Here is a 25,825-nt window from a genome sequence, read left to right as displayed (position 1 = left end):
GACTGCCCCGGAATAATATTTAAAATTAGAATGAGTATTCAACATTCAACCAGTATGTACGCGGTAATCCGACCACAGCGAAGCTACGATCATAACGTCCACGCTGTACTTGCCAGTAATTCTGATTAAATAGATTTTCTACCGCGCCACGCAACGTAAGCGTCTGTTTTTGCGTCATGTGAATGACATATTTAGCACCGATATCTACAGTCGTATACGGTGAGAATTTATATTTTTTGGCGTAATCCTGATAAGAGGAACCGTAGTATTGAATCGCCGCATTTAACGTTAAGTTTTGAACAAATGGCGTATCCCATTCAATTGCGCCTTTATAAATAATGCGCGGGCTGGCAACCTGTACACCGGTTACAATCGTACCTTGATCTGCATAAGCCGTACCGAAAGTGGTGTAGTCAATCAACTCGCCTTTGTTATAGGTAATTCCGAAACTCGGACGCAACGTACCGTTTAATAAAGTGGCGTAGGCGTTAAACTCAATACCACGGTTGCGTTCCTTGCCTTGCTCTGCGCCAGTTAACACATTAACTCCGGGACGGCGGATTTGGTATAGACTTAATGTGGTGGTGAATTGTTCTCCCCAGTTTTTACGCACACCGACTTCAATTTGGCGGCTGACAATCGGTTTTGCCATTATACCGGTATCTTCGTCAATAGCACCCGGTTCTAAATCCTCCAGATAGTTTCCATAAAACACTACATTCGGATTAGGCACATAAGCAAGCGTTGCCATTGGACTGAAACGACTTTCATGGGCTTTGATGTTTTTTGCATAATCATGTTGTTTGATCCATTGATAACGCCCGCCGAGGGTTAAACGGATTTGGTTGCCATACAAACCCAGCGTATCGGCAAAAGCTAGGCTGTGTGCCTGCATTTTTTCATCAGTACTTTGAACTAAGCCCGAATAAGTTGGCGAAGTCGGGAAGACAGGATTATAAATAGTTAATCCGGTATAAGCATTTTTTAATGTACCGTAGTTGACGACCGGCGTTTGATCAAAATCACGATAGCGCGTAACGCTGTCAAAAGCTATACTCCAGTTATTTAACACCGAAGCGATTTCAAATTCACCCTGTAATTTCAGATTGCTGCTGGTCGTGCGAGTGCGATAATCCATGCCGCGCATGGAACGAATACTATAATTGCCAGCAGAATCAACCATTCGCACCTGACCGAAAGCACCGTAATATTTTGATTCCATATGACCGATACCGCCGGATAACATCATGTTATATGGCAGATCATATTCAAAAGTGGTCATAATGGTTTGATCTTCTGTGGTTTGACCGGACCAGCTCGGGATTAAATTAGTTTTACCGTTCGGTGCGGATGGTAAAGCGAAATTCAACAGCTGAATATCCTGCACACGAGCACGACCGCCGTTGGTTTTACGCTTGCTGTACATATAATCTATGCCGACACGTAACGTTGCGCCCCGATAATCTGCGCCGATGGCTAGCTCTTTATCTCGTTCGTTATAACCGGCACGTGCAGTATCGCCGGCACGGTATTTTCCGTTAATACGTACGCCCCATTCTTTATTTGCACCGAAACGACGACCGAAATCAACACTTTCCTGTAAACGATTATTGCTGAACCAACCGAAACTGATCTTATTAATATCTTCATCGGTAGCGCGTTTCGTTTCAATATTCATTGCCGCGCCAGCCGAGCCTTCAGGATCCATACCGCTTGTGACCGTAGAAGCGCCTTTAATCAATTGAGCAGAACTGACTCCAGCAGTCGGCGAATTATAAGTAGAGTATAAGCCGGCTAAACCGTTGAGGCTGATTTGACGGGCGTCTAATTGCAAGCCGCGCACATAAACCCCCTGCAAGGTATTGGTTTCGCCACCAAAATTCATTACCGAGGCATCGGTTTTGGCAATTGCATCTACTACGTTACGCGGTTGTTGATCTTCAAACGCTTTCTCATCATAGTTCACCACGTTGATAGGTGAGGCAAAGGCAAGCTGGTTGCCAAGCAGACCTAGATTTGCGACTTCTTTTTGTTTACCGTCAGCAGCCTTGGCTTTTTCCAGCTCTGTGACAATGTTGATTTGTTCTAAACTACTATTATTAGACAGCTGATTGGTTTCAGCTGCTGTTCCGAAAGAAACACCGGCAAAAAGTGCGGTGTAAATTAGGCTTAATTTAAACTTCATAAAAATCCTATCGTGATCAAAGAAACGGTAAAAAATCCGCGCGATTATAGCGAAAACCGCCTCTTTTAACAATAGGAATAATTATCATTTATTATGAGTTATTTTAACTTTTCCAGCTTGGCGAATAAAACCGACTCCGGTAGCGCTTGAATTTTACGCATACGCCGCAGCAGTAGTGCCGCCGCAATAGTGAGACTGACGACAAATCCGATCCAAAACCCTGCGGCGCCAAGATTTTGCACAATCAGATCGGTTCGTGCCAGCGTATAGCCGAGCGGCATGCCTACTACCCAATAGCAGAAAAGGGTGATATATAAGATCGCCTGCGTATCTTTATAACCGCGTAATGCGCCGCCGGAAACCACTTGCACGGTATCGGAAAACTGATATAGCGCCGCAAGTAACAGCAAATTGCCTGCCATGCTGATAACTGTCGGATCGTTTACGAATATCAAGGCAATATGGGTACGGAAAAATACGGTGATAAATGCAGTAACCAAGGCGATAGTCAATCCCACGCCAAGGGCGGCATAAGTCACCTGTTTGGCGTGCGGTGCCGATCCCTCGCCTAAACGTTGTCCGACCAAAATGGTTGTCGCCATACCTAAAGACATCGGCAACATAAACACGAAAGAACTGGTATTCAAAGCGATTTGGTGACTTGCCACCACATTGGTGCCGAGCGGCGATAAAAAGAGAGATGCCAGCGCAAATAACGCCACTTCACAGCATAAGGCGAGGGCGATAGGCACACCCAGACGCAATAATTTGGTTAAGGTATTGAAGTCCGGCTTTTCAATCAATTGAGCAAAAATATTCAGATCACGTTGATTTTTGGCGCGCCGACTGTAAGCAATCATCATAATACACATTGCCCAGTTGACAATTGCGGTGGCAATGCCACAACCGACGGCACCGAATGCCGGTATGCCTAATTTGCCGTAAATGAAAATATAGTTTAGCGGGATATTCAGCAATAAGCCCAAAAAGGTAATCACCATTGCCGGTTTGGTTTTTGCCAGACCGTCACTTAAGCAGCGAAAAGTTATCATCAGCAGATACCCCGGCAGTCCCCACAGCATTGCATGCAAGTAGCCCATGGTGATTTGTGCCAGCTTTTCGTCCATTTGCATATGTTGGATTACAACGTCACTTTTGTAGATTAGAAAACATAGCGGAATAGCACTTGCCAGTACAATCCACAGCCCTTGGCGTACTTGATGGGCGATTCTGTGACGTTGTCCCGAACCGTTCAAATAAGAAATTGTCGGCGGCAGCGCCAGCAGTAAACCGTGCCCGAACAACACCAGCGGCAACCAAATGGACGCGCCGACAGAAATCGCCGCCATGTCGGCGGCACTGACACGTCCCGCCATAATGGTATCCACCAGTCCCATGGAATTTTGAGCGATTTGCGCAAACAGGATCGGGATCGCAATGGCAATCAGTTTTTTGGCTTCCGAATGATAGGCTTTAATAGCGTTAAATTTCATAAAAATCCGAGTTTGTTATCCGAGTTTGGTATATAATAGCGAAAAATTTTAGAGCTGAGAGAATATTATGTTTACAGGAATCGTACAAGGAACAGCACCAATTCATGCTATTACTGAAAGGGTCAATTTTAGAACACAGACAGTAAAAATGCCACCGGAATTATTACATAATCTAGAAGTCGGTGCATCGGTAGCAAATAGCGGTGTTTGCCTGACCGTCACCGCTATTAACGGCGATCTAGTCAGCTTTGATTTAATGACGGAAACTCTGCGCATTACCAATTTGGGGCAACTGAAAGTCGGTGATTTCGTCAATATTGAACGAGCTATGCGCATGGGAGATGAAATCGGCGGGCATGTGTTATCTGGTCACGTTTATTGCACGGCAACAGTGATACAGCGCATTCCTTCACCAAATAATCTGCAAATTTGGTTTGAACTGCCGCAGGCGGTGTTGATGAAATATATTTTAACCAAAGGTTTTATTGCCGTTGACGGTATCAGCCTGACCATCGGCGATGTACAGGGGCAACAATTTTGTGTTAACCTGATTCCGGAAACCCTCCAGCGCACATTAATTGGTCAACGTGCGGAGGGCGATTTAGTGAATATTGAAATCGATCCGCAAACACAAGCCATTGTGGATACGGTAGAACGTTATTTATCCGTCAGAACCTAACTGATTCTAAAGTGCGGTGAAAAAAATGAAATTTTCCACCGCACTTTTAACTTCTGATAGTCAGATAATCGCTTATGCAACACAATGATTTTCTCTCTTCGCTGCTGTTTTCGGCCGGCGTCACTTTCCCGATTCTGTTTATGCTGCTTCTCGGCATGTTGTTGCGTAAGCGCCGTTTTATTGATGATCGTTTTTGCGAACAGGCAAGCAAAATCATTTTTAATATTACATTGCCGGTCTTGCTGTTTTTCAATATTTATAACAATCCGATCACGCATCTTGAAGAGCAGGTTCGTCTGCTCAGCGTCGGGGCGTTTGGTACTTTGTCGTTGTTTATTCTTGCCGAAGTGTTTGCGGCGAAATTTATTGCGGAAAAACGTGAGCGCGGCATCTTTGTGCAGGGCGTTTATCGCTGCAATGCCGGTATCTTAGGGTTGGCTTTTTGTATTAATGCTTACGGTGATGCGGCGTTGGCCGGTGCGTCGATTTACACCGCCGTCTCTGTTTTTCTATATAATATTTTCGCCGTTATTACGCTGAGTCGTTCTTTGTCTGACGACAAAGTGAGCCTGCGTGATATGCTGTTCAGCGTGCTGAAAAACCCGTTGATTATCGGTATTTTGCTGGGTTTACTGGCAAGCATGCTTAACCTGCGGTTGCCAAAGGCGCTGATGACCAGCGGCAACTATCTGGTGAATATCACATTGCCTTTGGCGTTGATCTGCACCGGCGCCAGTATTGATCTGAGAAGCCTGTTTAAAACCTCCAGTGTGTCATGGATGGCGACCTGCGGGCGAATTATTGTGGCACCAGTTTTTATGGTACTGCTGGGCAAGGCTTGCGGATTAAACGGCATGAATTTAGGCATTGTATTTCTGATTACCGCGACACCACTGGCCGCCGCAACCTATGCCATGGTGCGGGGAATGGGCGGAAACGCCGTAACCGTTGCAAATATTATCGCGCTGACCACTTTTGGCTCAATGTTCGGATCGGCAATCGGAGTTTTGCTGTTAAGTCAGCTTGGTTGGATTTGAAAAAATTGTTTTAACCGGTTAGCAGGGCGTTATCTATCGCGGGCTGCTAAGGCGTTTATCCGAACCCGTAAATGTTCGCCTTGTGACATTAATTGATGAATTCTGGCGGTTTCTAGGCAGAGCATGTTGCGATAACCCTGCGCACTCATGCCGCCGGTGGGTTTATGCCACGGATTCCAAAGAACAACGTCGCTGGCATAACGATGTTCGATCACAATATTGCGCTGATAAACCGGATCCATAATGGTATTTGTGACAGGGTCGGAGACGGGATAAATACAATCCACATTTTGTGTAATTTGGCGCGGTGAAGGTACGCTTTCTTGTTGTTGGGTCAGAGAATTAAAACAACTGGTCGGTAAACCGGCGACAGAAACCGATTCAATGGCGCCGATATTAAAATAGCTGTGTAACGCGACTTGTGCCGGTTGTTGACCGTAGTGGACGAATGTCAGTTCGCAGTGGCTATCAAACTGCATGCTAATTTTCGCTTCAATCAGATTATCCGCGGAAAACAGTGAAAATTCCAACCGCACTTTTTCCTCTTCAATCGCATAATCACTGAGCTGCCAGAGCGAAATTCGCGCGTAGCCGTGTGAGGGCGCTTGCGCCGTGCCGAACCACGGGTAGCAAATTGGTACGCCACCGCGAATGGCATTGCCAAGCGTAAATGGTTCGATTTCGCTTAACCACAACACATCCTGTGCGACACCGCGCGGTTTCCAGCTGAACAGCTGTGCGCCCTGTAAAGCGATTAATGCGCTGCCGAGTTTGTGATTTAACGCAAGCACGGGAATTTCATTATATTGCTGTAGGCTGAGTTCGGGTGTGATGGATTTGATATGGCTAATAGTTGGCATTTTCTTTTCTCCTATACTGTTTTTTTATTCAGTGAGCTTGCGAAGTCTGATACAATACGCGCCAAAAAAGGCAGTATGCGAACGATAATGGCGAAGATTGAACAAATAAGCAAGGTATTTTCCGAGGACGGCGAGCTAAGCCGTCACATCAAAGGTTTTCGACCGCGCGCCGAACAACTTGCCATGGCGACGGCGGTGGGCAACGCCATTGAGGCGAAAAGCACCTTAGTGGTGGAAGCGGGAACCGGCACCGGAAAAACTTTCGCTTATCTTGTTCCTTCGTTGCTGGCAAATAAAAAAACCATTATTTCCACCGGCTCCAAAAATTTACAGGATCAATTATTTGAGCGTGATTTACCCGCCGTTAAACAGGCATTGTGTTACAACGGTAAAATCGCCTTATTGAAAGGGCGTGCCAATTATCTGTGTTTAGAACGACTGGAACAAGTGATCGCACAGGGCGTGTTGGGGGATCGTTCCGTGTTGGCGGATTTGGCTAAAGTCAGAAAATGGCATAACGCAACCCGCACCGGCGATTTGGCGGAATGCGTAGCGTTGGCGGAAGACAGCCCGATTTTACCGCAGTTAACCAGCACGACTGAAAGCTGTTTGGGCAGCGATTGTCCTCATTATGCGGACTGTTATGTGGCGTCTGCGCGGAAAAAAGCACTGAATGCGGATTTGGTGGTGGTGAATCATCATTTGTTTTTTGCCGATATGGCGGTGAAAGAAAGCGGTTTCGGCGAATTGATCCCGAATGCGGAAGTCATTATCTTTGATGAAGCGCATCAGCTGGCGGATATTGCCAGTCAGTATTTCGGGCAATCGCTGACGGCGCGTCAGTTTTTCGATTTATGCAAAGACATCAATATTGTTTATCGCACTGAAGTGAAGGATATGGCGCAGCTTGGTGTGGCGTCGGATAATCTGCTGAAAGTGGTGCAGGATGTCCGTTTATTGCTGGGTGAGGGAAATCATCGGGGCAACTGGCGCGAACTGCTGGCGCAAAGTGCGGTCAAAAAAGGCGTCGAATTGCTGCTGGAAAAGCTGGATTTTACCTCGCAGGTCGTCAAACTGGGATTAGGGCGTTCGCAAACGCTGGACAGTATTTTCGAGCGGATTGGTGCGCTGAAAACTCTGTTGAAACGGCTACAGGACACATCCGTTGTCGGCTATTGTTACTGGTATGAAACCATGGGACGACATTTCGGCTTGCATATCACACCATTAACCGTGGCGGACAAATTCGGCGAACAGATGAAAACCAAAGAAGCGGCATGGATTTTTACCTCCGCAACGCTGGAAGTAGGCGGCAGTTTTGCGCATTTTTGCGATCGTTTAGGGATTAGCGGCGGTGAGCGGAAAATTCTGCCCAGTCCGTTCAATTATCCCCAGCAGGCGCTATTCTGCGTGCCGCGTTATTTGCCGGGAACCAATCAATACCGCACTTCCGCAACGCTGGGCGGTATGCTGTTGCCGGTGATTGAGGGCAATAATGGGCGCTGTTTTGTGCTCTGCACCTCGTATGCCATGATGCGCGAGCTGGCGGCATATTTTCGTGCCAATAGCGAATTGACGGTGTTGCTGCAAGGCGAAACGGCAAAAAGCAAGTTGCTGGAACAATTTAGTCGCGGACAGCGCACGGTGTTGGTTGCCACCTCTAGCTTTTGGGAGGGCGTGGATGTGCGCGGCGAGGCATTGTCGCTGGTAATTATTGATAAACTCCCGTTTACCGCGCCGGACGAACCGTTATTAAAAGCACGCATTGAGGATTGTCGTCTGCAAGGCGGCGAGCCGTTTAACGATATTCAGATCCCGGCGGCGGTGATTGCGCTGAAACAAGGCGTGGGGCGTCTGATTCGTGATGTCACCGATCGCGGTGCGGTGATTATTTGCGACAGCCGTCTGGTGATGCGTCCTTACGGCGAAATTTTTTTAAAAAGCCTGCCAAATGCAAAACGCACCCGGGATTTAAACAAAGTGGTACAATTTTTAACTCATATTCAACACGGATAATAAGCATGACAACGTTATTAGCTTTAGACACTTCAACGGAAGCCTGTTCGGTGGCATTGTTACATCAAGGTGAAAAAATCGCCGCTGACGAATTAGCGCAGCGTTCCCACACCAAACGGATTTTGCCGATGATTGATGCCATTCTGGCACAGGCGGGAATTGGCTTGTCGCAGGTGGATGCTTTAGTGTTTGGACGTGGACCGGGCAGTTTTACCGGCGTACGAATTGGTGCCGGCATTGCACAGGGGTTAGCGTTGGGCGCGGATCTACCGGTAATTCCGATCTCTAATCTGACGGCAATGGCCCAGCAGGCAAATGAACAATACGGTGCGACGCAGGTGTTATGTGCCATTGATGCCAGAATGAACGAGGTATATTTCAGCTATCTTGCGGCTGCAAAAGTGCGGTCGGATTGTGGCGAGTTTATTCAGTGGCAACCCGTTATCAGCGAACAGGTATGCCGTCCGCAGCAGGTGCTTGAACTGACAGCCGATTTCAGTGGCGAGCAGGCAAGAGTCGGCACCGGCTGGAACGCTTACCCGGAGTTTGCGTCAGCAGGGTTGATACGCAATACCGCGATTGAACTGCCTTCGGCGCAATATATGTTGTCATTGGCGTTGCCGCTGTATCACCAGCGGCAATGGATAAGTGCGGTGGAAATCGAACCGGTTTATTTGCGAAATGAAGTCACTTGGCAAAAATTGCCGGGACGAGAATAATCGACGAGGCCCGCCGTAAATCATTGAGTGAGCGTACATAAGGAGACAAAGATGAAAAACTATAGTTTATTTCCTTTACTTGTGTTGATGCTGGCAGCCTGTGTATCCGCCCCGAAAGGGTTGGAGCGCGAACAGTTCGGCATTCGCAATATACAGCAAATTCAGGCAGATGATTACAGTTGTCAATGTAAACGGGTTCGCTTAGGCGGCAAAGTATTGACGGCAACGGCATTGAAAAATCAAACCAAATTGGAAATTCTCAGCCTGCCAGTCTCCGAATATTCGGCGAAACCGTTGCCAGACAGTGCCACCGACGGGCGATTTATCGCCTACATTGAAGGTTTTGTCGATCCGGAAAGCCTGAAAGAACAATATATTACGGTGGCGGGGCGACTGCTTGCGCCGGAAAGCGGGAAAATAGACGATGCGTCCTATCAATACCCGGTGGTTGCGGTGGATCACTATCGGCGCTGGACGCTGACGCGCGAATATTATTACGATCCCGATGATTATTATTGGGGCGGTTATTGGGGCTTTGCCCGTCCCCGTTGGGGATTCGGTGGTTCTTTTTGGCATCCTGAACCGCGATTGCGCTATAGTTTGTATTAAAACCGCCTAACATGCTAAAATCCGTCGCAATTTTCCGACAACAATAAGGATAACAAATGGAAAAACCTTGGTTTAGAAATTACCCGGAAGGAAGCGAGTTTGAATTGAACACTTCCGTCTATGAAAATATTCTGGATATGTTTGATAAGGCAATTAGGGAACATCCGGATCGCGCCGCTTACATCAATATGGGACAAATATTAACCTTTCGTAAGCTGGAAGAGCGCAGTCGTGCATTTGCCGCTTATCTGCAAAATGAGTTGAAACTTAAACGCGGCGAGCGAGTCGCGTTGATGATGCCGAATCTATTGCAGTATCCGATCGCGCTATTCGGTATTTTGCGTGCCGGGCTGGTGGTGGTGAATGTGAATCCGCTTTACACCCCGCGCGAGCTGGAACATCAGCTGCAAGACAGCGGCGCCAAAGCGATTGTAGTGGTTTCCAATTTTGCCTCTACGTTGGAAGAAGTAGTGTTTAACACCAATGTTAAGCATGTGATTCTAACCCGCATGGGCGATCAGCTTTCGTTCGGAAAACGGACGTTAGTCAATTTTGTGGTGAAGTATGTTAAAAAGCTGGTGCCGAAATATAAACTGCCACATGCCGTGACCTTTCGCGAAGTGTTGGCTGTCGGCAAACATCGCCAGTATGTACGACCGCATCTGGAGCGTGATACGCTGGCGTTCTTGCAATATACTGGCGGAACCACTGGAGTTGCCAAAGGCGCGATGTTGTCGCACGGCAATATCATTACCAATGTGTTTCAGGCGAAATGGATAGCTTATCCGTTTGTCGGCGATCATACCCGTGAGCGCAAAGCCATTCTCGCACTGCCGCTGTATCATGTGTTTGCGTTAACCGTCAATTGTTTACTGTTTATCGAATTGGGTGTGACGGCGGTACTGATTACCAATCCGCGCGATATCGACGGGTTTGTGAAAGAATTGAGAAAGCACCGTTTTGTTGCGATTACCGGCGTAAATACATTATTTAATGCCTTACTGAATAATGAGAATTTCAAAGAGGTAGATTTTTCCGCACTGAAACTTTCTGTCGGCGGCGGCATGGCAATTCAACAATCGGTGGCGATTCGCTGGCATGACACGACCGGCTGCAATATTATCGAAGGCTACGGCATGACGGAATGTTCACCGCTAATTGCCGCCTGCCCGATCAACGTGGTTAAGCATAACGGCACGATTGGCGTACCGGTACCGAATACCGACATTCGGATCGTCAAAGAAGACGGCACGCAGGCTGAGTTGGGAGAACCGGGCGAGCTGTGGGTGAAAGGTGAACAGGTGATGCAGGGATATTGGCAGCGACCGGAGGCGACGGCAGAAGTGCTGAAAGACGGCTGGATGGCGACCGGTGATATTGTGATTATGGACAAAAGTTATAGCCTGCGGATTGTGGATCGTAAAAAAGATATGATTATCGTATCCGGCTTTAATGTGTATCCGAATGAGATTGAAGATGTGGTGATGTTAAATTATAAAGTCGCCGAAGTGGTGGCGATCGGCATCCCGCATGAAGTTTCCGGCGAAACTATCAAGATCTTCGTAGTGAAAAAAGACGATAGCCTGACGCGCGACGAATTGCGCCAACATTGCCGTCGTCATTTAACCCGTTATAAAGTGCCGAAAGATATTGAATTTCGCGATGAACTGCCGAAGACAAACGTCGGCAAGATTTTACGCCGAGTGCTGCGCGAAGAAGAGATAGCAAAGCGGGCGGCACAATAGTTTAATAATGGGATGGGCTTCAATGCCCATCATTTTTGCCCGTGATTTTACGGGCGTTTCTCGGTTTATAATATATGTCCATAGCAATAAAAGAAATTCAAATGACACCGCACTTTAGGCTGATTACCGACAATCAGGCATTAGCTGAAGTTTGCCAACAGGCGCGTTTGCAAACTGCGGTAGCGCTGGATACCGAATTTGTGCGTACCCGCACGTTTTATCCGCACTTGGGGCTGATTCAGTTATATGACGGCGAGCAAGTCAGTTTAATTGATCCTAATCAGATTGATGATTTTTCGCCTTTTGTGGCGTTACTGGCGGATCGGAATCTGTGTAAAGTACTGCATGCCAGCAGTGAGGATCTGGAGGTTTTTCAGCATTATTTTAACCAATTGCCCCGCCCGATGCTGGACACGCAAGTAATGGCGAGTTTTTTAAATTTCGGTCATTCCGTCGGTTTTGCTGCACTGATTAAGCATTATTTTCAGCTGGACATCGATAAAGGCGCATCGCGTACCGATTGGTTGGCGCGCCCGTTATCACCAGTTCAACTACGATATGCGGCAGCGGATGTATGGTATTTGTTGCCGTTATTTCGGCAAATGTTATCCCAGCTGGCGCAAACCCGTTGGCAAAGTGCGGTGGAAAATGACTGCGAATCGCTGCTTGTAAAACGGGAAAAAGATAAAGACAGCGAAAAGGCGTATTTGAATATTGCTAATGCTTGGCGGTTGGACAGGCTTGAACTCATGCGCTTGAAACTGCTGGCGAAGTGGCGTTATCAGGAGGCTATGAAACGGGATCTGGCTTTGAATTTTGTCGTAAAAAGCGAGCATTTATGGCTGGCGGCCAAACATCATCCCAAGCATACGTCGACGCTGTTGGAAATGGGCTTTTCCGCCTCCGAAGTTCGCATTCACGGTAAAAAGATATTACAGCTTATCGATCAGGTTAAACGCATCGATGAGCGGGATTTCCCACCGCGCATTGAACGCCTTGCCGATGATCCACGTTATCGCGGCGCCTTGAAAATGTTACAGACTGAATTAAAACGCATTGCGCCGACGGATTTGCCTGTCGAGGTCATTGCCGGTAAAAAAACGTTGGAAGAATTAATGCGCTGGTGCTGGTTACAAGACCGCGACGAAGCGTCGCCGCCTGAGTTATTATGCGGCTGGCGCCGCGAATTCGGATTGCCGCTGCTGGCATCTTTACAAAACTTTTAATTTATAGATTGGCAAGTTTGTTCGCCACAGAGTAAAATTGAACACTCATATATTTTCTATGTGAGATTTTCACTAACACAGTTAAGGATAGTACAATGAATAACCTATTGAAAATCGGAGCGACAATTGTCTTCGCTCTGTTCGTAGCAGCTTGTAATAAAGCGGATCCGGCGGCAGATTTTAAAAAACTGACTGATTGGGGCGCAGCGAACCAACAGGCGCAGGCGACTTTCCAGGCGGAATTCCAGAAAAAAGTCGCTACTCAAGATCCGCAGCAAATTGAGCAGGCGGTCAGTGAGTTGAATGCGAAAATCAGCGAAATTGAAAAAAGCCTGAATGCGCTTGATATTCAAAGCCCTGAAATCAAACCGCTGAAAGAAAAAATGAAATCTACGCTGGCATTATCAAGTGATTTAATGAAAGACAGTATTGCGCTGATGAAAAATCCGACTGAAGAAGGCGTTAAAGCGTTACAAGATAAAACCCAGCATGCGGTGCAAGCAACCAATGAATTGCAACAATTACAGGCGCAGCTTGCTGAAAAATACGGTGAGAAAAAATAATCGGTAGCGTATTTGCATCATTCAACAGCCATTCGTTGTGACGGATGGCTTTTTTGTGCGAGGAATAAATACTTTGCCTTTTATTTAGACTTCATATACACTCCATAACCGTTAGTCGGGGTGCTTCCGTGATGGGAGGCTGAGATAACACCCGTGAACCTGATCCAGCTAATACTGACGTAGGAAACTAATTATGCTCAATCCATTTGTCCGCCGTTTTATTCTGTGTCATTTTTTCCCGCATTCAGCTTGCTGTTTCTGATAACCTGTTAACTCACTTAATAAGGAATGATGATGTTTGATATAACAACGATGCTTCGCTTATATTTTGTCGCCGGCAGTCAGGATTGCCGTCATTTGAGCGGCGATCCTACAGCGCATTTATTACGCATTTTGCAGCAGGCGCTGGAACACGGTATTACTTGCTTTCAGTTCAGAGACAAAGGGGCGGGCTCGCTGGAAAACGATCCTATAGCACAGCAGCAATTGGCGGTACAGTGCCGTGATTTATGCCGCCGTTACGCTGTCCCTTTTATTGTCAACGATGATGTCGGGCTGGCATTGGCTATTGAGGCGGACGGCATTCATGTCGGACAGTCGGACATGCGGGCGGCGCAAATTCGCGCAAAAACTGACCGCACTTTAATTGTCGGATTATCTGTTAATACTATGGAACAAGCACAGGCAAATAATCATCTTAAAGAGATTGATTATTTTGGTATCGGTCCGATTTTTCCGACTCAATCGAAAGCTGATCAGAAACCAGCGGTCGGCATGTCATTTATTGCCCAATTAAGACAGCAAAATATCAACAAACCTTTAGTGGCGATTGGCGGAATCACGCGGGACAGCGCGACACAACTGAGAGCCTTCGGTGCCGACGGTATTGCAGTGATCTCGGCGATTACACGCGCCCAAGATGTGCCTGCCGCAGTAAACGCTTTACGCCATGCAGTTGATTAACAGACAAAAATAAGCCGGGGCGGATAAGTTTCCCCGGCGGGATTAAAAGACAATACGATGCTCTTTGATAGGGTACTGTTAGCTTAATCGCCCAGTTTTTCAATTAATTGTCGATTGATATCGGACAGCGCATTGAGCTGCGCATCCGCCAGCGACCAGCGCGGATCGGTTTTCATTGATTGATCGGGGATCACAATACATTTCATCGATGCAGCTTTCACCGCGGTCATGCCAACTACAGAATCTTCAATGCCGAGACAATTGCAAGGCGCGCTATTTAGCATATCTGCTGCATGCAGATAAACCTGCGGGTGCGGTTTGTTATAAGCAAGCTCGGTGGCGGAGGAGAGATAGTCAAAATACTGTGCGATGTCGCAGCGCTGGGTGATTTCCTCCAGCAGTTTGCGTGGCGAGGCGGAAGCCACCGCCAGCCGATAACCTAGGGCGGTCAGTTTTTCTAACGTTTCTTTTACTCCTTTCATCAATGGCTTTTGGTCTAAAATCAGGGCAATGGCATGCTCATTTAAACGGCTTGCCATTTCCTCCGCTGGCAGTGGCGCTTTATGGTATTTTTGATAGATTTTATCCACGATCCCGCGCGACGGCAAACCGGTCAGCGCAACCATATCTGCCCATGTGGCGGGCAGATCAAAAGCGTTGAAGATCTCAACGCCCGCTTGTTTCCATAAGGGTTCGGAGTCAATTAACACTCCGTCCATATCAAAAATTATCGCGTTAACAGTCATCTATTCTCCTAATAGTTGATGAATGAATTTTCTGGTCAGCTCAATATAATTGCCGTGAAAACGGTGGCTGAAATTAAGCAGGTAGTAGAGTTGATACAGTGCTTTGCGTTCCTGATAGCCCGCTTCCGGCGCATAAGTGCGGTAATAATTTTGATAGAATTCCGCACTGAACGGCTGGAACAACTCGGTAAAGGCAATGTCACATTCCCGGTCGCCCCAATAGCAGGCGGGATCATAAGTGACAATGTGTCGGTCTGCCTGCGCGCAGTTTTCAATCCACAAGTTACCGTGTAACAGTGACGGTTGCGGGTGATGTTTTGCCAACCGTTCCGCCACGGTGCGGACAATTTGTGCAATATCACCGAAATCCAGATTTTTCTCTTTACAGATTTGCAGTTGCCAGCCGATCCGCTGCTCGCTGAAAAATTTCGCCCAGTTATCCTTCCACGCGTTCGGCTGATACACCGGTCCCAGCCATGTGTCGAAATCCAGCCCGTAATGTTCGCTTTTACTGTTGCGATGAAGGTGCGCCAGTTGTATACCGAACTCAGCCATTGCCGGTGCGCTAGGTGGGCTGAGCCGTAAGGCTTCCAGCAACAAAAAACTATGCCCTTGCGAGCAGCCCATGCCGTAAACCTGAGGAACCTGAATCGTATTGGTTTTTGCCAGCAAAGTCAGCTGATCCGCTTCGGCGCGGAACATGGAACGGTACGATTTTTCGTTTACTTTGACAAAAACCGGTTGAATGCCATCATCAATCACCCAAGCCTCGTGCATTTCGCCACTGTGCACTTTGGCTTTTTCTTTAATGGAATAGTACGCGCCGAATTGATCAGCCAGCACTTGAGATACCGATTTCCACATAGCGTCCTCCTTTGCTCATCACATTGGTTCGCTTTGATAATAAAGGGAATTGTCCGAATATTCTGTGATTGAAGTCAAGTTTTTATAAATCTTCCCCAATTCCTTGATACCGCGTTGAAAAGTGCGGTACATTAGCACGGCGATTTAATTAATCGGAGTGAAAACTATGAAATTGTATATTTATGATCATTGCCCGTTTTGTGTGCGTGCCCGCATGATTTTCGGTCTGAAAAATATTGCGGTGGAAACCGTTGTGCTATTAAACGATGATGAAGCCACGCCGGTGAAACTGGTGGGGCAAAAAATGGTACCGATTTTACAGAAAGAAGACGGTAGCGCGATGCCGGAAAGTCTGGATATCGTACGTTATGTCGATACTCATTACGGCAAGCCTTTATTAACGGAACAAGTGCGCGCGTCGCTGGCAGACTGGATCAAAAAAGTCGGCGAATATTATAATCATTTGCTGTTGCCGCGCTTTGTGCAGTTGGGGCTGGCGGAGTATGCAACAGCAAGTGCGCGCCAGTATTTTATCGGCAAGAAAACCGAAAGTATCGGCGATTTTGCTGAAAACCTGGCACAAAGCGCACAGTATATTGCGCGACTGAACGCCGATTTAGCCGAACTGAATGCGCTGATCCTCAGTGAACATGCCGTCGGCGGTGAATTGTCGCTGGAAGATATTTTGCTGTTTCCAATGTTGCGTAATTTAACCTGTGTGAAAGAGTTGGTTTTTCCTGATAAGGTGCAGGCTTATACTGAACGTATGGCGACATTAAGCAACGTAGCGCTTTATACGGATCGTGCGCTGTAATAACGCCTTTTTAGTTGCTCGAAATCGTGCTAAAATGCACCGCACTTTTATTGTACATTGTGGGTACGAATAAAAGTGCGGCGCGAGCGCCACTCAGACTCAAGGGATTTGTAATCCCTTATTTTATTTCTCACTATTGAACATGTAACCTTTCGTATGGGTTACCACTGTATAAGGATTTAACATGCCTATTATTACTTTACCTGACGGTTCGCAACGTCAGTTCGACCATCCCGTTTCCGTCTTGGAAGTTGCACAAAATATCGGCGCAGGTCTTGCCAAAGCAACCATTGCGGGACGGGTGAACGGTGTACGTCATGATGCCTGCGATATAATTGAGCAGGATGCCAGCCTTGAAATTATTACAGCAAAAGATGAAGACGGTCTGGAAATTATCCGTCACTCCTGTGCACACCTGCTCGGTCATGCAATCAAACAGCTTTTCCCGGATGTTAAAATGGCTATCGGTCCGACCATTGATAACGGTTTTTATTACGACGTGGATTTGGATCGCGCGTTAACGCAGGAAGATTTGGATAAACTGGAACAACGCATGCTGGCGCTGGCGAAAACGAATTACGACGTGGTGAAACAACGCGTTAGCTGGCAGCAAGCCTACGACACCTTTAAGGCGCGTAACGAGCCGTACAAAATAGCGATTTTAGATGAAAACATTGCTAAAACCGAGCATCCCGCGTTATATCATCATGAAGAATATATCGATATGTGTCGCGGTCCGCATGTGCCGAATATGCGTTTCTGTCATCATTTTAAATTACAAAAAGTGGCAGGTGCATACTGGCGCGGCGACAGCAAAAATAAAATGTTACAGCGTATCTACGGCACCGCATGGGCGGATAAAAAACAATTGGCGGATTATCTGCATCGGTTGGAAGAAGCGGCGAAACGCGATCACCGTAAAATCGGCAAAGCATTAGACCTATACCACATGCAGGAAGAAGCGCCGGGCATGGTGTTCTGGCATAACGACGGCTGGACTATTTTCCGTGAACTGGAAACCTTTGTTCGTACTAAACTGAAAGAATACGATTATCAGGAAGTGAAAGGGCCGTTTATGATGGATCGTGTGCTGTGGGAAAAAACCGGTCACTGGCAAAATTACGGCGATTTGATGTTCACCACACAGTCGGAAAACCGCGAATATGCGATTAAACCGATGAACTGTCCGGGGCACGTGCAGATCTTCAATCAGGGGCTGAAATCTTACCGCGATTTGCCGATCCGTATGGCGGAATTCGGTTCCTGCCACCGCAACGAACCGTCCGGCTCGCTGCACGGGTTAATGCGTGTGCGCGGTTTCACCCAAGACGATGCGCATATTTTCTGTACTGAAGAACAAATTGAATCGGAAGTCACCAGCTGTATCCGCATGGTGTATGATATTTACAGTACGTTCGGTTTCACCGCAATTGAAGTGAAGCTGTCTACTCGCCCGGAAAAACGCATCGGTGCCGATGACATGTGGGATCGCGCTGAAGAAGGGCTTGCCAACGCATTACGACACAACGGGCTTGAATATGAAGTGCAGGAAGGCGAGGGCGCGTTTTACGGACCGAAAATCGAATTTGCCTTGCGCGACAGCTTGGATCGTGAATGGCAGTGCGGTACGATTCAGCTGGATTTCGCCTTACCGGGACGTTTAAACGCTTCATATGTGGCGGAAGACAATGATCGCCGAACCCCGGTAATGATTCACCGCGCGATTTTAGGTTCAATCGAACGCTTTATCGGTATTATTACCGAAGAATATGCCGGTTTCTTCCCGCCATGGTTGGCGCCGGTGCAAGCGGTGGTCATGAACATCACCGACAGTCAGGCGGATTATGTGCAGAAAGTAGTGAAAACCCTTTCTGACGCCGGTTTACGCGTGAAGTCCGATCTGCGCAACGAGAAAATCGGTTTCAAAATTCGCGAGCACACCTTACGTCGCGTGCCTTATATGCTGGTTTGCGGCGATAAAGAAATCGAAGCCAGCAAAGTGGCAGTGCGTACCCGTAAAGGTCAAGATCTCGGCACCTTCACCGTGGAAGAATTCTTAGACATTCTGAAAAAACAAGTACGCGGGCGTGAACTGAAATTGCTTGGAGAGGAATAGTTTTTGCTGTAATTTACTATTCTAATAGCATAAATATAAAGTGCGGTCAAAAATTTAAGTTTTTTTGACCGCACTTTTGTTTTTTCTGCAAATATTCGTCGGGTGTTTTTTATATGAACTGTGAACGGAATCACAGATATGTGTACGATGGGTTGTTATAATGTAAAACAAATGTTTCCGAATAAGGAGGTGAATGAAGTCTTTTTGTGATCAGTCAAAACCGGTTGTTTAATTTTTTTTCATAAATGATTTATAAATTAACATAATAATTTCCATAGGAGGAAATCATGATTATCGGTTGTCCAAAAGAAGTCAAAGTTCATGAATATCGCGTCGGATTAACGCCAGCAAATGTGCAGTCTTATACCGAAGCTGGTCATTCGGTTTATATTGAGCATAATGCGGGGACGGAAATCGGCTTTTCTGATAAGGCATATCAAGAAGCCGGCGCAATATTGACTGATAAAGCCAATTTATTCGCGAAAAGTGAGATGATTATCAAAGTAAAAGAGCCTATCGAAACTGAATATCATTATTTCCGTGAAAATCAAATCCTTTATACTTACCTTCATTTAGCCGCAGATAAACCCCTCACCGATATGTTGCTTGAACGAAAAGTACAATCCATCGCCTATGAAACGATTAAAACCCCGGCAGGATTGCCTTGCTTGGCGCCAATGAGTGCGATAGCCGGACGTTTGGCGGCATTGGAAGCGGCCAAATACAGCCAGAAAACCTTTGGCGGTAGCGGTGTGCTGTTAAGTGGCACGGCCGGCACACCCAAGGCGAAAGTCGTGATTTTGGGCGCCGGTGTGGTTGGTTTGAATGCAGCACAGATCGCAATGGGAATTGGTGCAGATGTCACGATTCTGGATATTAATGCGGCACGGCTTGGATATATTGATCAAATTTTTAATATGCGCATTAACACTTTAATCAGTTCGCGCGGTAATATTCTGCGCTTATTGCCTGAGGCGGATGTGGTTATCGGTGCAGTACTGATTCCCGGTGCAAAAACGCCGCACTTATTACGCCGTGATGATCTTAAAATAATGAAAAAAGGCGCCGTATTGGTGGATGTGGCAATTGATCAGGGCGGCTGTTTTGAAACTTCTAAACCGACAACCCATAATGATCCGATTTATGTCGTTGATGACGTGATTCATTATTGTGTGGCGAATATGCCGGGATGTGTTGCACAAACATCGACCCTCGGGCTGACCGATGCAACACTGCAATACGGTTTAAACATTGCTGCGCAAGGTGTAAAAGAAGCCTGTTTATCTGATCCTGCGTTATTGCAGGGGCTGAATACTTACAAGGGTAAATGTACCTTTAAAGGGGTAACGGAAGCCTTTGGTCTTGAATATACCGAACCGCAAGTCGCATTACGCAAATAAAAATCGTCTATCCTGATTTTTTTCAAAATATTCTCTGGTTTTAGAGGTTGTTGGAAAATATTATCCGCAGCCTCTGAGAACAGGGCGACTTTTTAACCCCTGAAAAGAGGTGGAATATGAATCAGAATATAACAAAGAATACGCGGCTGTCCTGGTCCAGTCAGTTAGCTTATATATTAACAGTGGCCGGCGCTACAGTTGGTTTTGGTGCTACGTGGCGTTTTCCTTATTTAGTTGGAGAAAACGGGGGCGGCGCTTATGTCTTATTATTCTGTATTGCCATGATCGTTATCGGTATTCCAATGATTCTGGTAGAAAATGTTATCGGACGGCGTATGCAAGTAAATGCAATTGATGCCTTCAGCGGTCAGGCTAACGGTAAGAAAATTCATAAAGGCTGGAAGGTTCTGGGTTATATGGGATTGTTGGGCGCATTCGGCATCCTTGCCTATTATATGGTGTTGGGCGGTTGGGTATTAACCTATATCGGCGCTTTGATTGCTGGTAGTTTGGATCTATCACAGCATGTTACCATTGAGACCACTTCCGCATTTTTCCGTGATCATATCCATGATTCGCCAAAAACTGTCTTAATTTATACCGCACTTTTTGTCGCAATAAACTATATTATTCTTATCAGAGGAATTAAAGAAGGCATTGAGCGTTCTGTAAAAATATTAATGCCGCTGCTGTTTGTTTTTCTGATTATTATGATAATTCGTAATGTTACCCTGCCGGGAGCAATAGAGGGAATTCAATTTTATTTGATCCCGGATTCTTCTAAAATAACCAAAGCGCTTTTTGTTTTTGTACTGGGGCAGGTTTTCTTTGCCTTAAGTTTGGGATTCGGCGTACTGATCACGCTGTCGAGCTACCTTTCCAAACAGGAAAATTTGGTTAAAACTGCAGTGGTCACGGGAATAATGAATACCTTCATTGCTGTGGCGGCAGGGTTTATGATCTTTCCTTCCTTATTTACTTTTCATGTGGCGCCGAATTCTGGTCCTACACTGGTATTTCAAAGTTTGCCAATCGTGTTTTCACACATGTGGGCGGGAACGATATTCGCCGTTATTTTTTTCGGTTTGCTGATTACGGCGGCACTCACGACCTCTATTACCATCTATGAAGTGTTGGTCACCGCATTACAGGAAAAGACCAAACTCAGCCGCAAACAGTCCATTACTGTCATTCTTGCAGGCACTTTTATATTTGGTAACGTGCCTTCCGTACTGGGCGATAATCTATGGCAACATGTTCGTATTATGGGACTGAGTATTTTTGATGCGTTTGATTATGTCAGCGGCAATATTTTGTTTATCCTTACCGCATTAGGTAGTGCGATATTTGTCGGTTACGTGTTAAAAGATGAAGCGAAACAGGAACTGGGCGCCGGGAAACGCTTGACCAAGCTTTGGTTCAATTATGTCCGCTATGTTATTCCACTGATTATTCTAATAATTTTTATTCATTCACTTTGATTTTTCATTTATTTTTTAGGGCGTGTGAGTATCCCATTTTATTCAAATGTACCTTTGTACTTGGGGGCAGAAAGGACGGAACTTTCCGCTTGCATAGGTTGTGAAAATCCTATAGAATTTCGCCTGTTTTCGTGTATTTATTAGCACGAAAAGATTTTGATCTTCTGCATATTGCAGTTTGATTGTGGTTTAAAATCGTAAGAGGAATAAGACTATTAAAACCGTAAAAAAAGCACCGGCAATGAATCGCCCGAATCGTATTAATGATGAAATTCGTGTGAAAGAAGTCCGTTTGATCGACCAAGACGGCGAGCAGGCGGGAATTGTAAGCATTCAGGAGGCTTTGGAAAAAGCCGAAGCATTAGAATTGGATCTTGTCGAAATCAGTCCTAACGCAGAACCGCCGGTGTGCCGTATTATGAATTACGGCAAGTTCCTTTACGAGAAAGGCAAGGCTGCAAAAGAGCAGAAGAAAAAGCAGAAAGTTGTGCAGGTGAAGGAAATTAAATTCCGTCCCGGCACAGACGAAGGCGACTATCAGGTAAAACTACGCAGCCTGATTCGCTTTTTGGAAGACGGGGATAAAGCGAAAATCACTGTTCGTTTCCGCGGACGTGAAATGGCTCACCAAGATATCGGTTTAGACGTGCTGGAACGTGTTAAAAATGATTTGGCCGAGATTGCCGTGGTGGAATCTGCACCGGGTAAACTTGAAGGTCGTCAGGCGATTATGGTGCTTGCCCCGAAAAAGAAATAATCAGTGCATTTCAAGTAACAAAAGTGCGGTGAAAATTCCAAGTGTTTTTTCAACCGCACTTTTATTCGCCTGATTATTTATGATAGAGCCTGTTAGATTTAAAGTGACTACAAGGCAAACCGCTGAAGACAGTGTAATTTGCACGGCGCAGCAGTTTAACGTAGTAATCACTTTAAAGATAAAGGCGTGATTAATGTTAAAAACAATGCGGAGTTATTAAACAATGCCTAAAATTAAAACAGTACGTGGTGCCGCTAAGCGTTTCAAAAAAACAGCTTCCGGCGGTTTCAAACGTAAACAATCTCACTTACGTCATATTTTGACTAAGAAAACCACTAAACGTAAACGCCATCTGCGTCATAAATCCATGGTCGCGCAAGCCGATCAGGTATTAGTCGTAGCGTGCTTGCCATACGCATAAACACGCGCGTACGGATAGTAAATTTTAGTTCATTAATAGACATAGGAGATTAAATAATGGCTCGTGTAAAACGTGGTGTTATTGCAAGAGCACGCCATAAGAAAATTCTTAAGGCTGCAAAAGGTTATTATGGTGCGCGTTCACGCGTTTATCGCGTTGCGTTTCAGGCAGTTATCAAAGCCGGTCAGTATGCTTACCGTGACCGTCGCCAGCGTAAACGCCAGTTCCGTCAGTTATGGATCGCACGTATTAACGCAGCGGCGCGTCAGAACGGTTTATCTTACAGCAAATTCATCAACGGTTTGAAAAAAGCGTCAGTTGAAATCGACCGTAAGATTCTGGCTGATATCGCCGTATTCGATAAAGTGGCTTTCGCTGCTTTAGTTGAAAAAGCAAAATCCGCACTTTAATTTTAAGGTACGGAAAATTAGGACGCTTTAGGGCGTCCTTTTTTGTACTTTAGTCACCGAATATTTGTTGTGATAACGCCGAAAAATCGAACTGAATTCGTTGTATTTTTCGATAAGGCTTTCCGTATATTGAATGATATTGAACATCAGTTATCATTTCACCGTTTTTTAGCAGTGTAATAAGAGGCTGGATACAGGTGGAATAAGACTGTTTATCAAAAATGGAAAAAATAATCTTAATAAAATAGGTTTCTTCTCCCGGTCGGATAGGCGTATCCCGGGGTAACCAAGCTCGTCCAATTCCAATTTGACAATTTTCAGGCATGCCGTTATCTTTTAAAATCGTATCCCACAAGGATTTTGTATTATGTTGATATTCCTTTTGATTTACCTTGATTAAAAAACTGTCTATTATCCCTGTGCCCTCACCATAATTACCCACATTAATTTTAACTATCATTCGTTCACTATGCTTATCGTCCATTGTGATAGAGGGGGTAAAATGTATATAAGGTTCCTTTCCTCTCACTGTTAGATCATATGTAATATATAACGTAAACAGTGATAAGCAAAAAGAGAGAATAGACAAGAAATTCTGTTGACTGAAACAATGGGAAAGGAAAGATATTAGGTTTTTTATACGTTGGTTTTCCATTTATGTTGTTTGCCTTGAGAGTAGGTAATAAAAAACCGCTACCCAAAGATTGAGTAGCGGGGAGGTCTTAATATAAGAAAGATTTCTAAAAAGACAACTGCATTTGCAGTGCACTAGCATTAACTAAGACTGAGGAAATGCGAAAGAGTTCACAAAATTTTTAAAAATATTCCCGTTAAGCTAAAAACTGCTTGATCCGTTTTGTGATTCCTGCTGCGTCCAGTTTTAAATCCGCCAAAATTTCCTGTTGTGTGCCTTGTGGAATAAAAAAGTCTGGCAGCCCTAATTGCAATAATCGGCAATGATGCGGTTGTAAATGAAGCACTTCTGCCACAGCGCTGCCTGCGCCGCCTTGAATGGCATTTTCTTCTAGCGTAACGATGAGAGCATGACTGTCGGCGATTACATGAATCTGTTTTTCGTCAATCGGTTTGACAAAACGCATATCAATCACGGTGGCGTTCAGTTCTTCTGCGGCTTGCAATGCCTGCGGCAATAAGGTCCCGAAATTTAAAATGGCGATTTGTTCCCCTTGACGTACCAGTTTGGATTGTCCTAGCGGTAATGCCGCCAGTGGTTCCAACGAAACGCCACGCGCATTGCCGCGCGGATAACGTACCGCCGCCGGTTTACCGCAGTGATAGCCGGTATATAGCATCTGGCGGCATTCGTTTTCATCACTCGGTGTCATAATCACCAGATTAGGAATGCAGCGCATAAAACTGATATCAAAGGCACCTTGGTGAGTCTGCCCGTCCGCACCGACGACACCGGCACGGTCAATGGCGAATAAAACCGGCAAGTTTTGAATCGCCACATCGTGAATCAGCTGATCATAAGCCCGCTGCAAAAAGGTAGAATAAATCGCGACGACCGGTTTATAGCCGCCGATAGCCAACCCTGCCGCAAAGGTGACGGCGTGCTGCTCGGCAATTGCTACATCGAAATATTGCTGCGGAAAGCGATTGGAAAATTCGACCATTCCCGAACCTTCACGCATGGCGGGCGTAATACCGATTAATTTAGGATCTTGCTGCGCCATTTCACATAGCCAATTACCGAAAATCTGCGAATAGGTCGGCGTGGCGGATGATTTCGGTAGCTCGCCGCTGCGACGGTCGAATTTAGGCACGCCGTGAAAACCGATAGGATCTTTTTCCGCCGGGGCATAACCTTTGCCTTTTTTGGTTTTAACATGCAAAAACTGCGGACCGCTGAGCGAACGCATATTTTTCAGCGTATTGATCAGCTCGTCAAGATTATGTCCGTCAATCGGACCGATATAATTAAATCCCAGTGTTTCAAACAGCGTGCCGACCGGCGAGACGAAACCTTTCATGTGCTCTTCGGTTTTTTTCACAAATTCTTTAATTGGCGGCAGACCGGATAGAATTTTTTTACCGCTTTCGCGAATGGTCGAATAGAATGCGCCGGAAAACAGGCGGGCGAGATGATTATTCAAGGCGCCGACATTTTCCGAAATCGACATTTCATTATCATTCAGAATCACCAGCATATCGGTATGCAGCGAACCGGCATGATTAAGTGCCTCAAATGCCATTCCGGCGGTAATGGCACCGTCGCCGATCACACAAACGGTTTTTCTGCCCGCATTTTCTTTCTGGGCGGCGATAGCAATGCCCAGACCGGCGCCGATAGACGTGGAGGAGTGACCAACGCTGAGCACGTCAAACTCGCTTTCTTCTCGCCACGGGAAAGGATGCAAACCGTCTTTCTGGCGGATAGTGGACATCCGATCGCGTCGTCCGGTCAGAATTTTATGCGGATAAGCCTGATGACCGACATCCCAGATAAGCTGGTCAAAAGGTGTTTTAAATACATAATGCAGCGCCACTGTAAGTTCCACCGTCCCCAGTCCGGAGGCTAGATGCCCGCTGCTTTGACTCACACTTTCCAACAGATAATCACGCAGTTCGCCGCACAGCTGCGGCAGTTGCTCTTTGCTTAAAAGACGCAAATCATCAGGAGAATTAATTAATGATAAAAGAGGATAATTTTGCATTGTTAATCAATCCCAAAACATTCTAAATTCGGACCGCACTTTT

23 protein-coding genes and 1 riboswitch are annotated in these 25,825 nt (G+C 46.1%); of the genes, 16 read left to right on the top strand and 7 right to left on the bottom strand.

All coding sequences use genetic code 11. The annotated features are described in order from the left end of the window. Positions 1–25 precede the first annotated feature (25 nt). Positions 26–2,185, bottom strand: coding sequence for a TonB-dependent receptor (locus BN3349_RS06075; protein ID WP_040976441.1), 2,160 nt, complete (start codon positions 2,183–2,185; stop codon positions 26–28). A 98-nt stretch (positions 2,186–2,283) separates the two neighbouring features. Continuing rightward, the gene (locus BN3349_RS06070; RefSeq protein ID WP_040976440.1) at positions 2,284–3,678 is read right to left on the bottom strand and encodes an MATE family efflux transporter; all 1,395 of its coding nucleotides are present in this window, start codon (positions 3,676–3,678) and stop codon (positions 2,284–2,286) included. Between the two features lie 67 nt (positions 3,679–3,745). On the opposite strand from BN3349_RS06070, the gene BN3349_RS06065 reads away from it, so the two are divergent. Further along, on the top strand, positions 3,746–4,357 hold the full coding sequence (locus tag BN3349_RS06065; RefSeq protein ID WP_040976439.1) for a riboflavin synthase: 612 nt from the start codon (positions 3,746–3,748) through the stop codon (positions 4,355–4,357). Positions 4,358–4,431: 74 nt separating this feature from the next. Beyond that, positions 4,432–5,394: an AEC family transporter gene (locus tag BN3349_RS06060; RefSeq protein WP_040976438.1), complete on the top strand. Its 963-nt coding sequence runs from the start codon at positions 4,432–4,434 to the stop codon at positions 5,392–5,394. Positions 5,395–5,423: 29 nt separating this feature from the next. On the opposite strand, the gene BN3349_RS06055 is transcribed toward BN3349_RS06060, so the two are convergent. Further along, positions 5,424–6,254 carry a D-hexose-6-phosphate mutarotase gene (locus BN3349_RS06055; protein ID WP_040976437.1) on the bottom strand — a complete coding sequence of 277 codons (831 nt, stop codon included), beginning with the start codon at positions 6,252–6,254 and terminating at the stop codon, positions 5,424–5,426. Positions 6,255–6,341: 87 nt separating this feature from the next. On the opposite strand from BN3349_RS06055, the gene yoaA reads away from it, so the two are divergent. The 7 genes from yoaA to thiE all read left to right on the top strand — a co-directional run bounded on the left by yoaA (position 6,342) and on the right by thiE (position 14,095). Beyond that, positions 6,342–8,270, top strand: coding sequence for a DNA repair helicase YoaA (gene yoaA, locus BN3349_RS06050; protein ID WP_040976436.1), 1,929 nt, complete (start codon positions 6,342–6,344; stop codon positions 8,268–8,270). Then, the gene (gene tsaB, locus BN3349_RS06045) at positions 8,270–8,989 is read left to right on the top strand and encodes a tRNA (adenosine(37)-N6)-threonylcarbamoyltransferase complex dimerization subunit type 1 TsaB (protein WP_180334839.1); all 720 of its coding nucleotides are present in this window, start codon (positions 8,270–8,272) and stop codon (positions 8,987–8,989) included. The genes yoaA and tsaB overlap by 1 nt, the downstream gene beginning before the upstream one ends. A gap of 51 nt (positions 8,990–9,040) precedes the next feature. Next, complete coding sequence (locus BN3349_RS06040; RefSeq protein ID WP_040976434.1) at positions 9,041–9,598, top strand: Slp family lipoprotein; 558 nt, start codon at positions 9,041–9,043, stop codon at positions 9,596–9,598. A 56-nt stretch (positions 9,599–9,654) separates the two neighbouring features. Next, entirely contained in the window at positions 9,655–11,343 is a 1,689-nt protein-coding gene (gene fadD, locus BN3349_RS06035; protein ID WP_040976433.1) for a long-chain-fatty-acid--CoA ligase FadD, read from the top strand. Between the two features lie 74 nt (positions 11,344–11,417). Beyond that, the gene (gene rnd / locus BN3349_RS06030) at positions 11,418–12,569 is read left to right on the top strand and encodes a ribonuclease D (protein ID WP_040976432.1); all 1,152 of its coding nucleotides are present in this window, start codon (positions 11,418–11,420) and stop codon (positions 12,567–12,569) included. Between the two features lie 95 nt (positions 12,570–12,664). Then, positions 12,665–13,132: a PM1805 family lipoprotein gene (locus tag BN3349_RS06025; RefSeq protein WP_040976431.1), complete on the top strand. Its 468-nt coding sequence runs from the start codon at positions 12,665–12,667 to the stop codon at positions 13,130–13,132. A 106-nt stretch (positions 13,133–13,238) separates the two neighbouring features. Continuing rightward, positions 13,239–13,335, top strand: a riboswitch (TPP riboswitch). 91 nt (positions 13,336–13,426) lie between these two features. Beyond that, positions 13,427–14,095, top strand: a complete 669-nt coding sequence (thiE, locus tag BN3349_RS06020; protein ID WP_040976430.1) for a thiamine phosphate synthase — start codon at positions 13,427–13,429, stop codon at positions 14,093–14,095. Between the two features lie 83 nt (positions 14,096–14,178). Here thiE and hxpB read toward each other — a convergent pair whose 3' ends face one another. Further along, the gene (gene hxpB, locus BN3349_RS06015; protein WP_040976429.1) at positions 14,179–14,841 is read right to left on the bottom strand and encodes a hexitol phosphatase HxpB; all 663 of its coding nucleotides are present in this window, start codon (positions 14,839–14,841) and stop codon (positions 14,179–14,181) included. Then, complete coding sequence (locus BN3349_RS06010) at positions 14,842–15,705, bottom strand: fructosamine kinase family protein (RefSeq protein ID WP_040976428.1); 864 nt, start codon at positions 15,703–15,705, stop codon at positions 14,842–14,844. A 166-nt stretch (positions 15,706–15,871) separates the two neighbouring features. Between BN3349_RS06010 and grxB the strand changes: the two genes are divergently transcribed. From grxB to rplT, 7 genes are all read left to right on the top strand, one after another. After that, positions 15,872–16,519, top strand: coding sequence for a glutaredoxin 2 (gene grxB, locus BN3349_RS06005; protein ID WP_040976427.1), 648 nt, complete (start codon positions 15,872–15,874; stop codon positions 16,517–16,519). 184 nt (positions 16,520–16,703) lie between these two features. Then, positions 16,704–18,635, top strand: a complete 1,932-nt coding sequence (thrS, locus tag BN3349_RS06000) for a threonine--tRNA ligase (protein ID WP_040976426.1) — start codon at positions 16,704–16,706, stop codon at positions 18,633–18,635. Positions 18,636–18,922: 287 nt separating this feature from the next. Beyond that, positions 18,923–20,035: an alanine dehydrogenase gene (ald, locus tag BN3349_RS05995; RefSeq protein WP_032109044.1), complete on the top strand. Its 1,113-nt coding sequence runs from the start codon at positions 18,923–18,925 to the stop codon at positions 20,033–20,035. Positions 20,036–20,151: 116 nt separating this feature from the next. Then, entirely contained in the window at positions 20,152–21,516 is a 1,365-nt protein-coding gene (locus BN3349_RS05990) for a sodium-dependent transporter (RefSeq protein ID WP_040976425.1), read from the top strand. A gap of 241 nt (positions 21,517–21,757) precedes the next feature. Next, entirely contained in the window at positions 21,758–22,273 is a 516-nt protein-coding gene (gene infC / locus BN3349_RS05985) for a translation initiation factor IF-3 (protein WP_048736344.1), read from the top strand. 223 nt (positions 22,274–22,496) lie between these two features. Next, complete coding sequence (gene rpmI / locus BN3349_RS05980) at positions 22,497–22,694, top strand: 50S ribosomal protein L35 (RefSeq protein WP_032109042.1); 198 nt, start codon at positions 22,497–22,499, stop codon at positions 22,692–22,694. A gap of 56 nt (positions 22,695–22,750) precedes the next feature. Then, positions 22,751–23,104, top strand: coding sequence for a 50S ribosomal protein L20 (gene rplT, locus BN3349_RS05975; RefSeq protein ID WP_005546410.1), 354 nt, complete (start codon positions 22,751–22,753; stop codon positions 23,102–23,104). 49 nt (positions 23,105–23,153) lie between these two features. Here rplT and BN3349_RS05970 read toward each other — a convergent pair whose 3' ends face one another. Continuing rightward, the gene (locus BN3349_RS05970) at positions 23,154–23,759 is read right to left on the bottom strand and encodes a hypothetical protein (protein ID WP_143933745.1); all 606 of its coding nucleotides are present in this window, start codon (positions 23,757–23,759) and stop codon (positions 23,154–23,156) included. Between the two features lie 175 nt (positions 23,760–23,934). Continuing rightward, positions 23,935–25,782: a 1-deoxy-D-xylulose-5-phosphate synthase gene (gene dxs / locus BN3349_RS05965; protein ID WP_040976423.1), complete on the bottom strand. Its 1,848-nt coding sequence runs from the start codon at positions 25,780–25,782 to the stop codon at positions 23,935–23,937. Positions 25,783–25,825 lie beyond the last annotated feature (43 nt).

This window comes from Necropsobacter massiliensis, assembly GCF_000827595.2.
Taxonomy (GTDB): Bacteria; Pseudomonadota; Gammaproteobacteria; order Enterobacterales; family Pasteurellaceae; genus Necropsobacter; species Necropsobacter massiliensis.
Note: the sequence above shows the minus strand (reverse complement) of the source record. Positions and strands in the feature narration are given on the sequence as shown.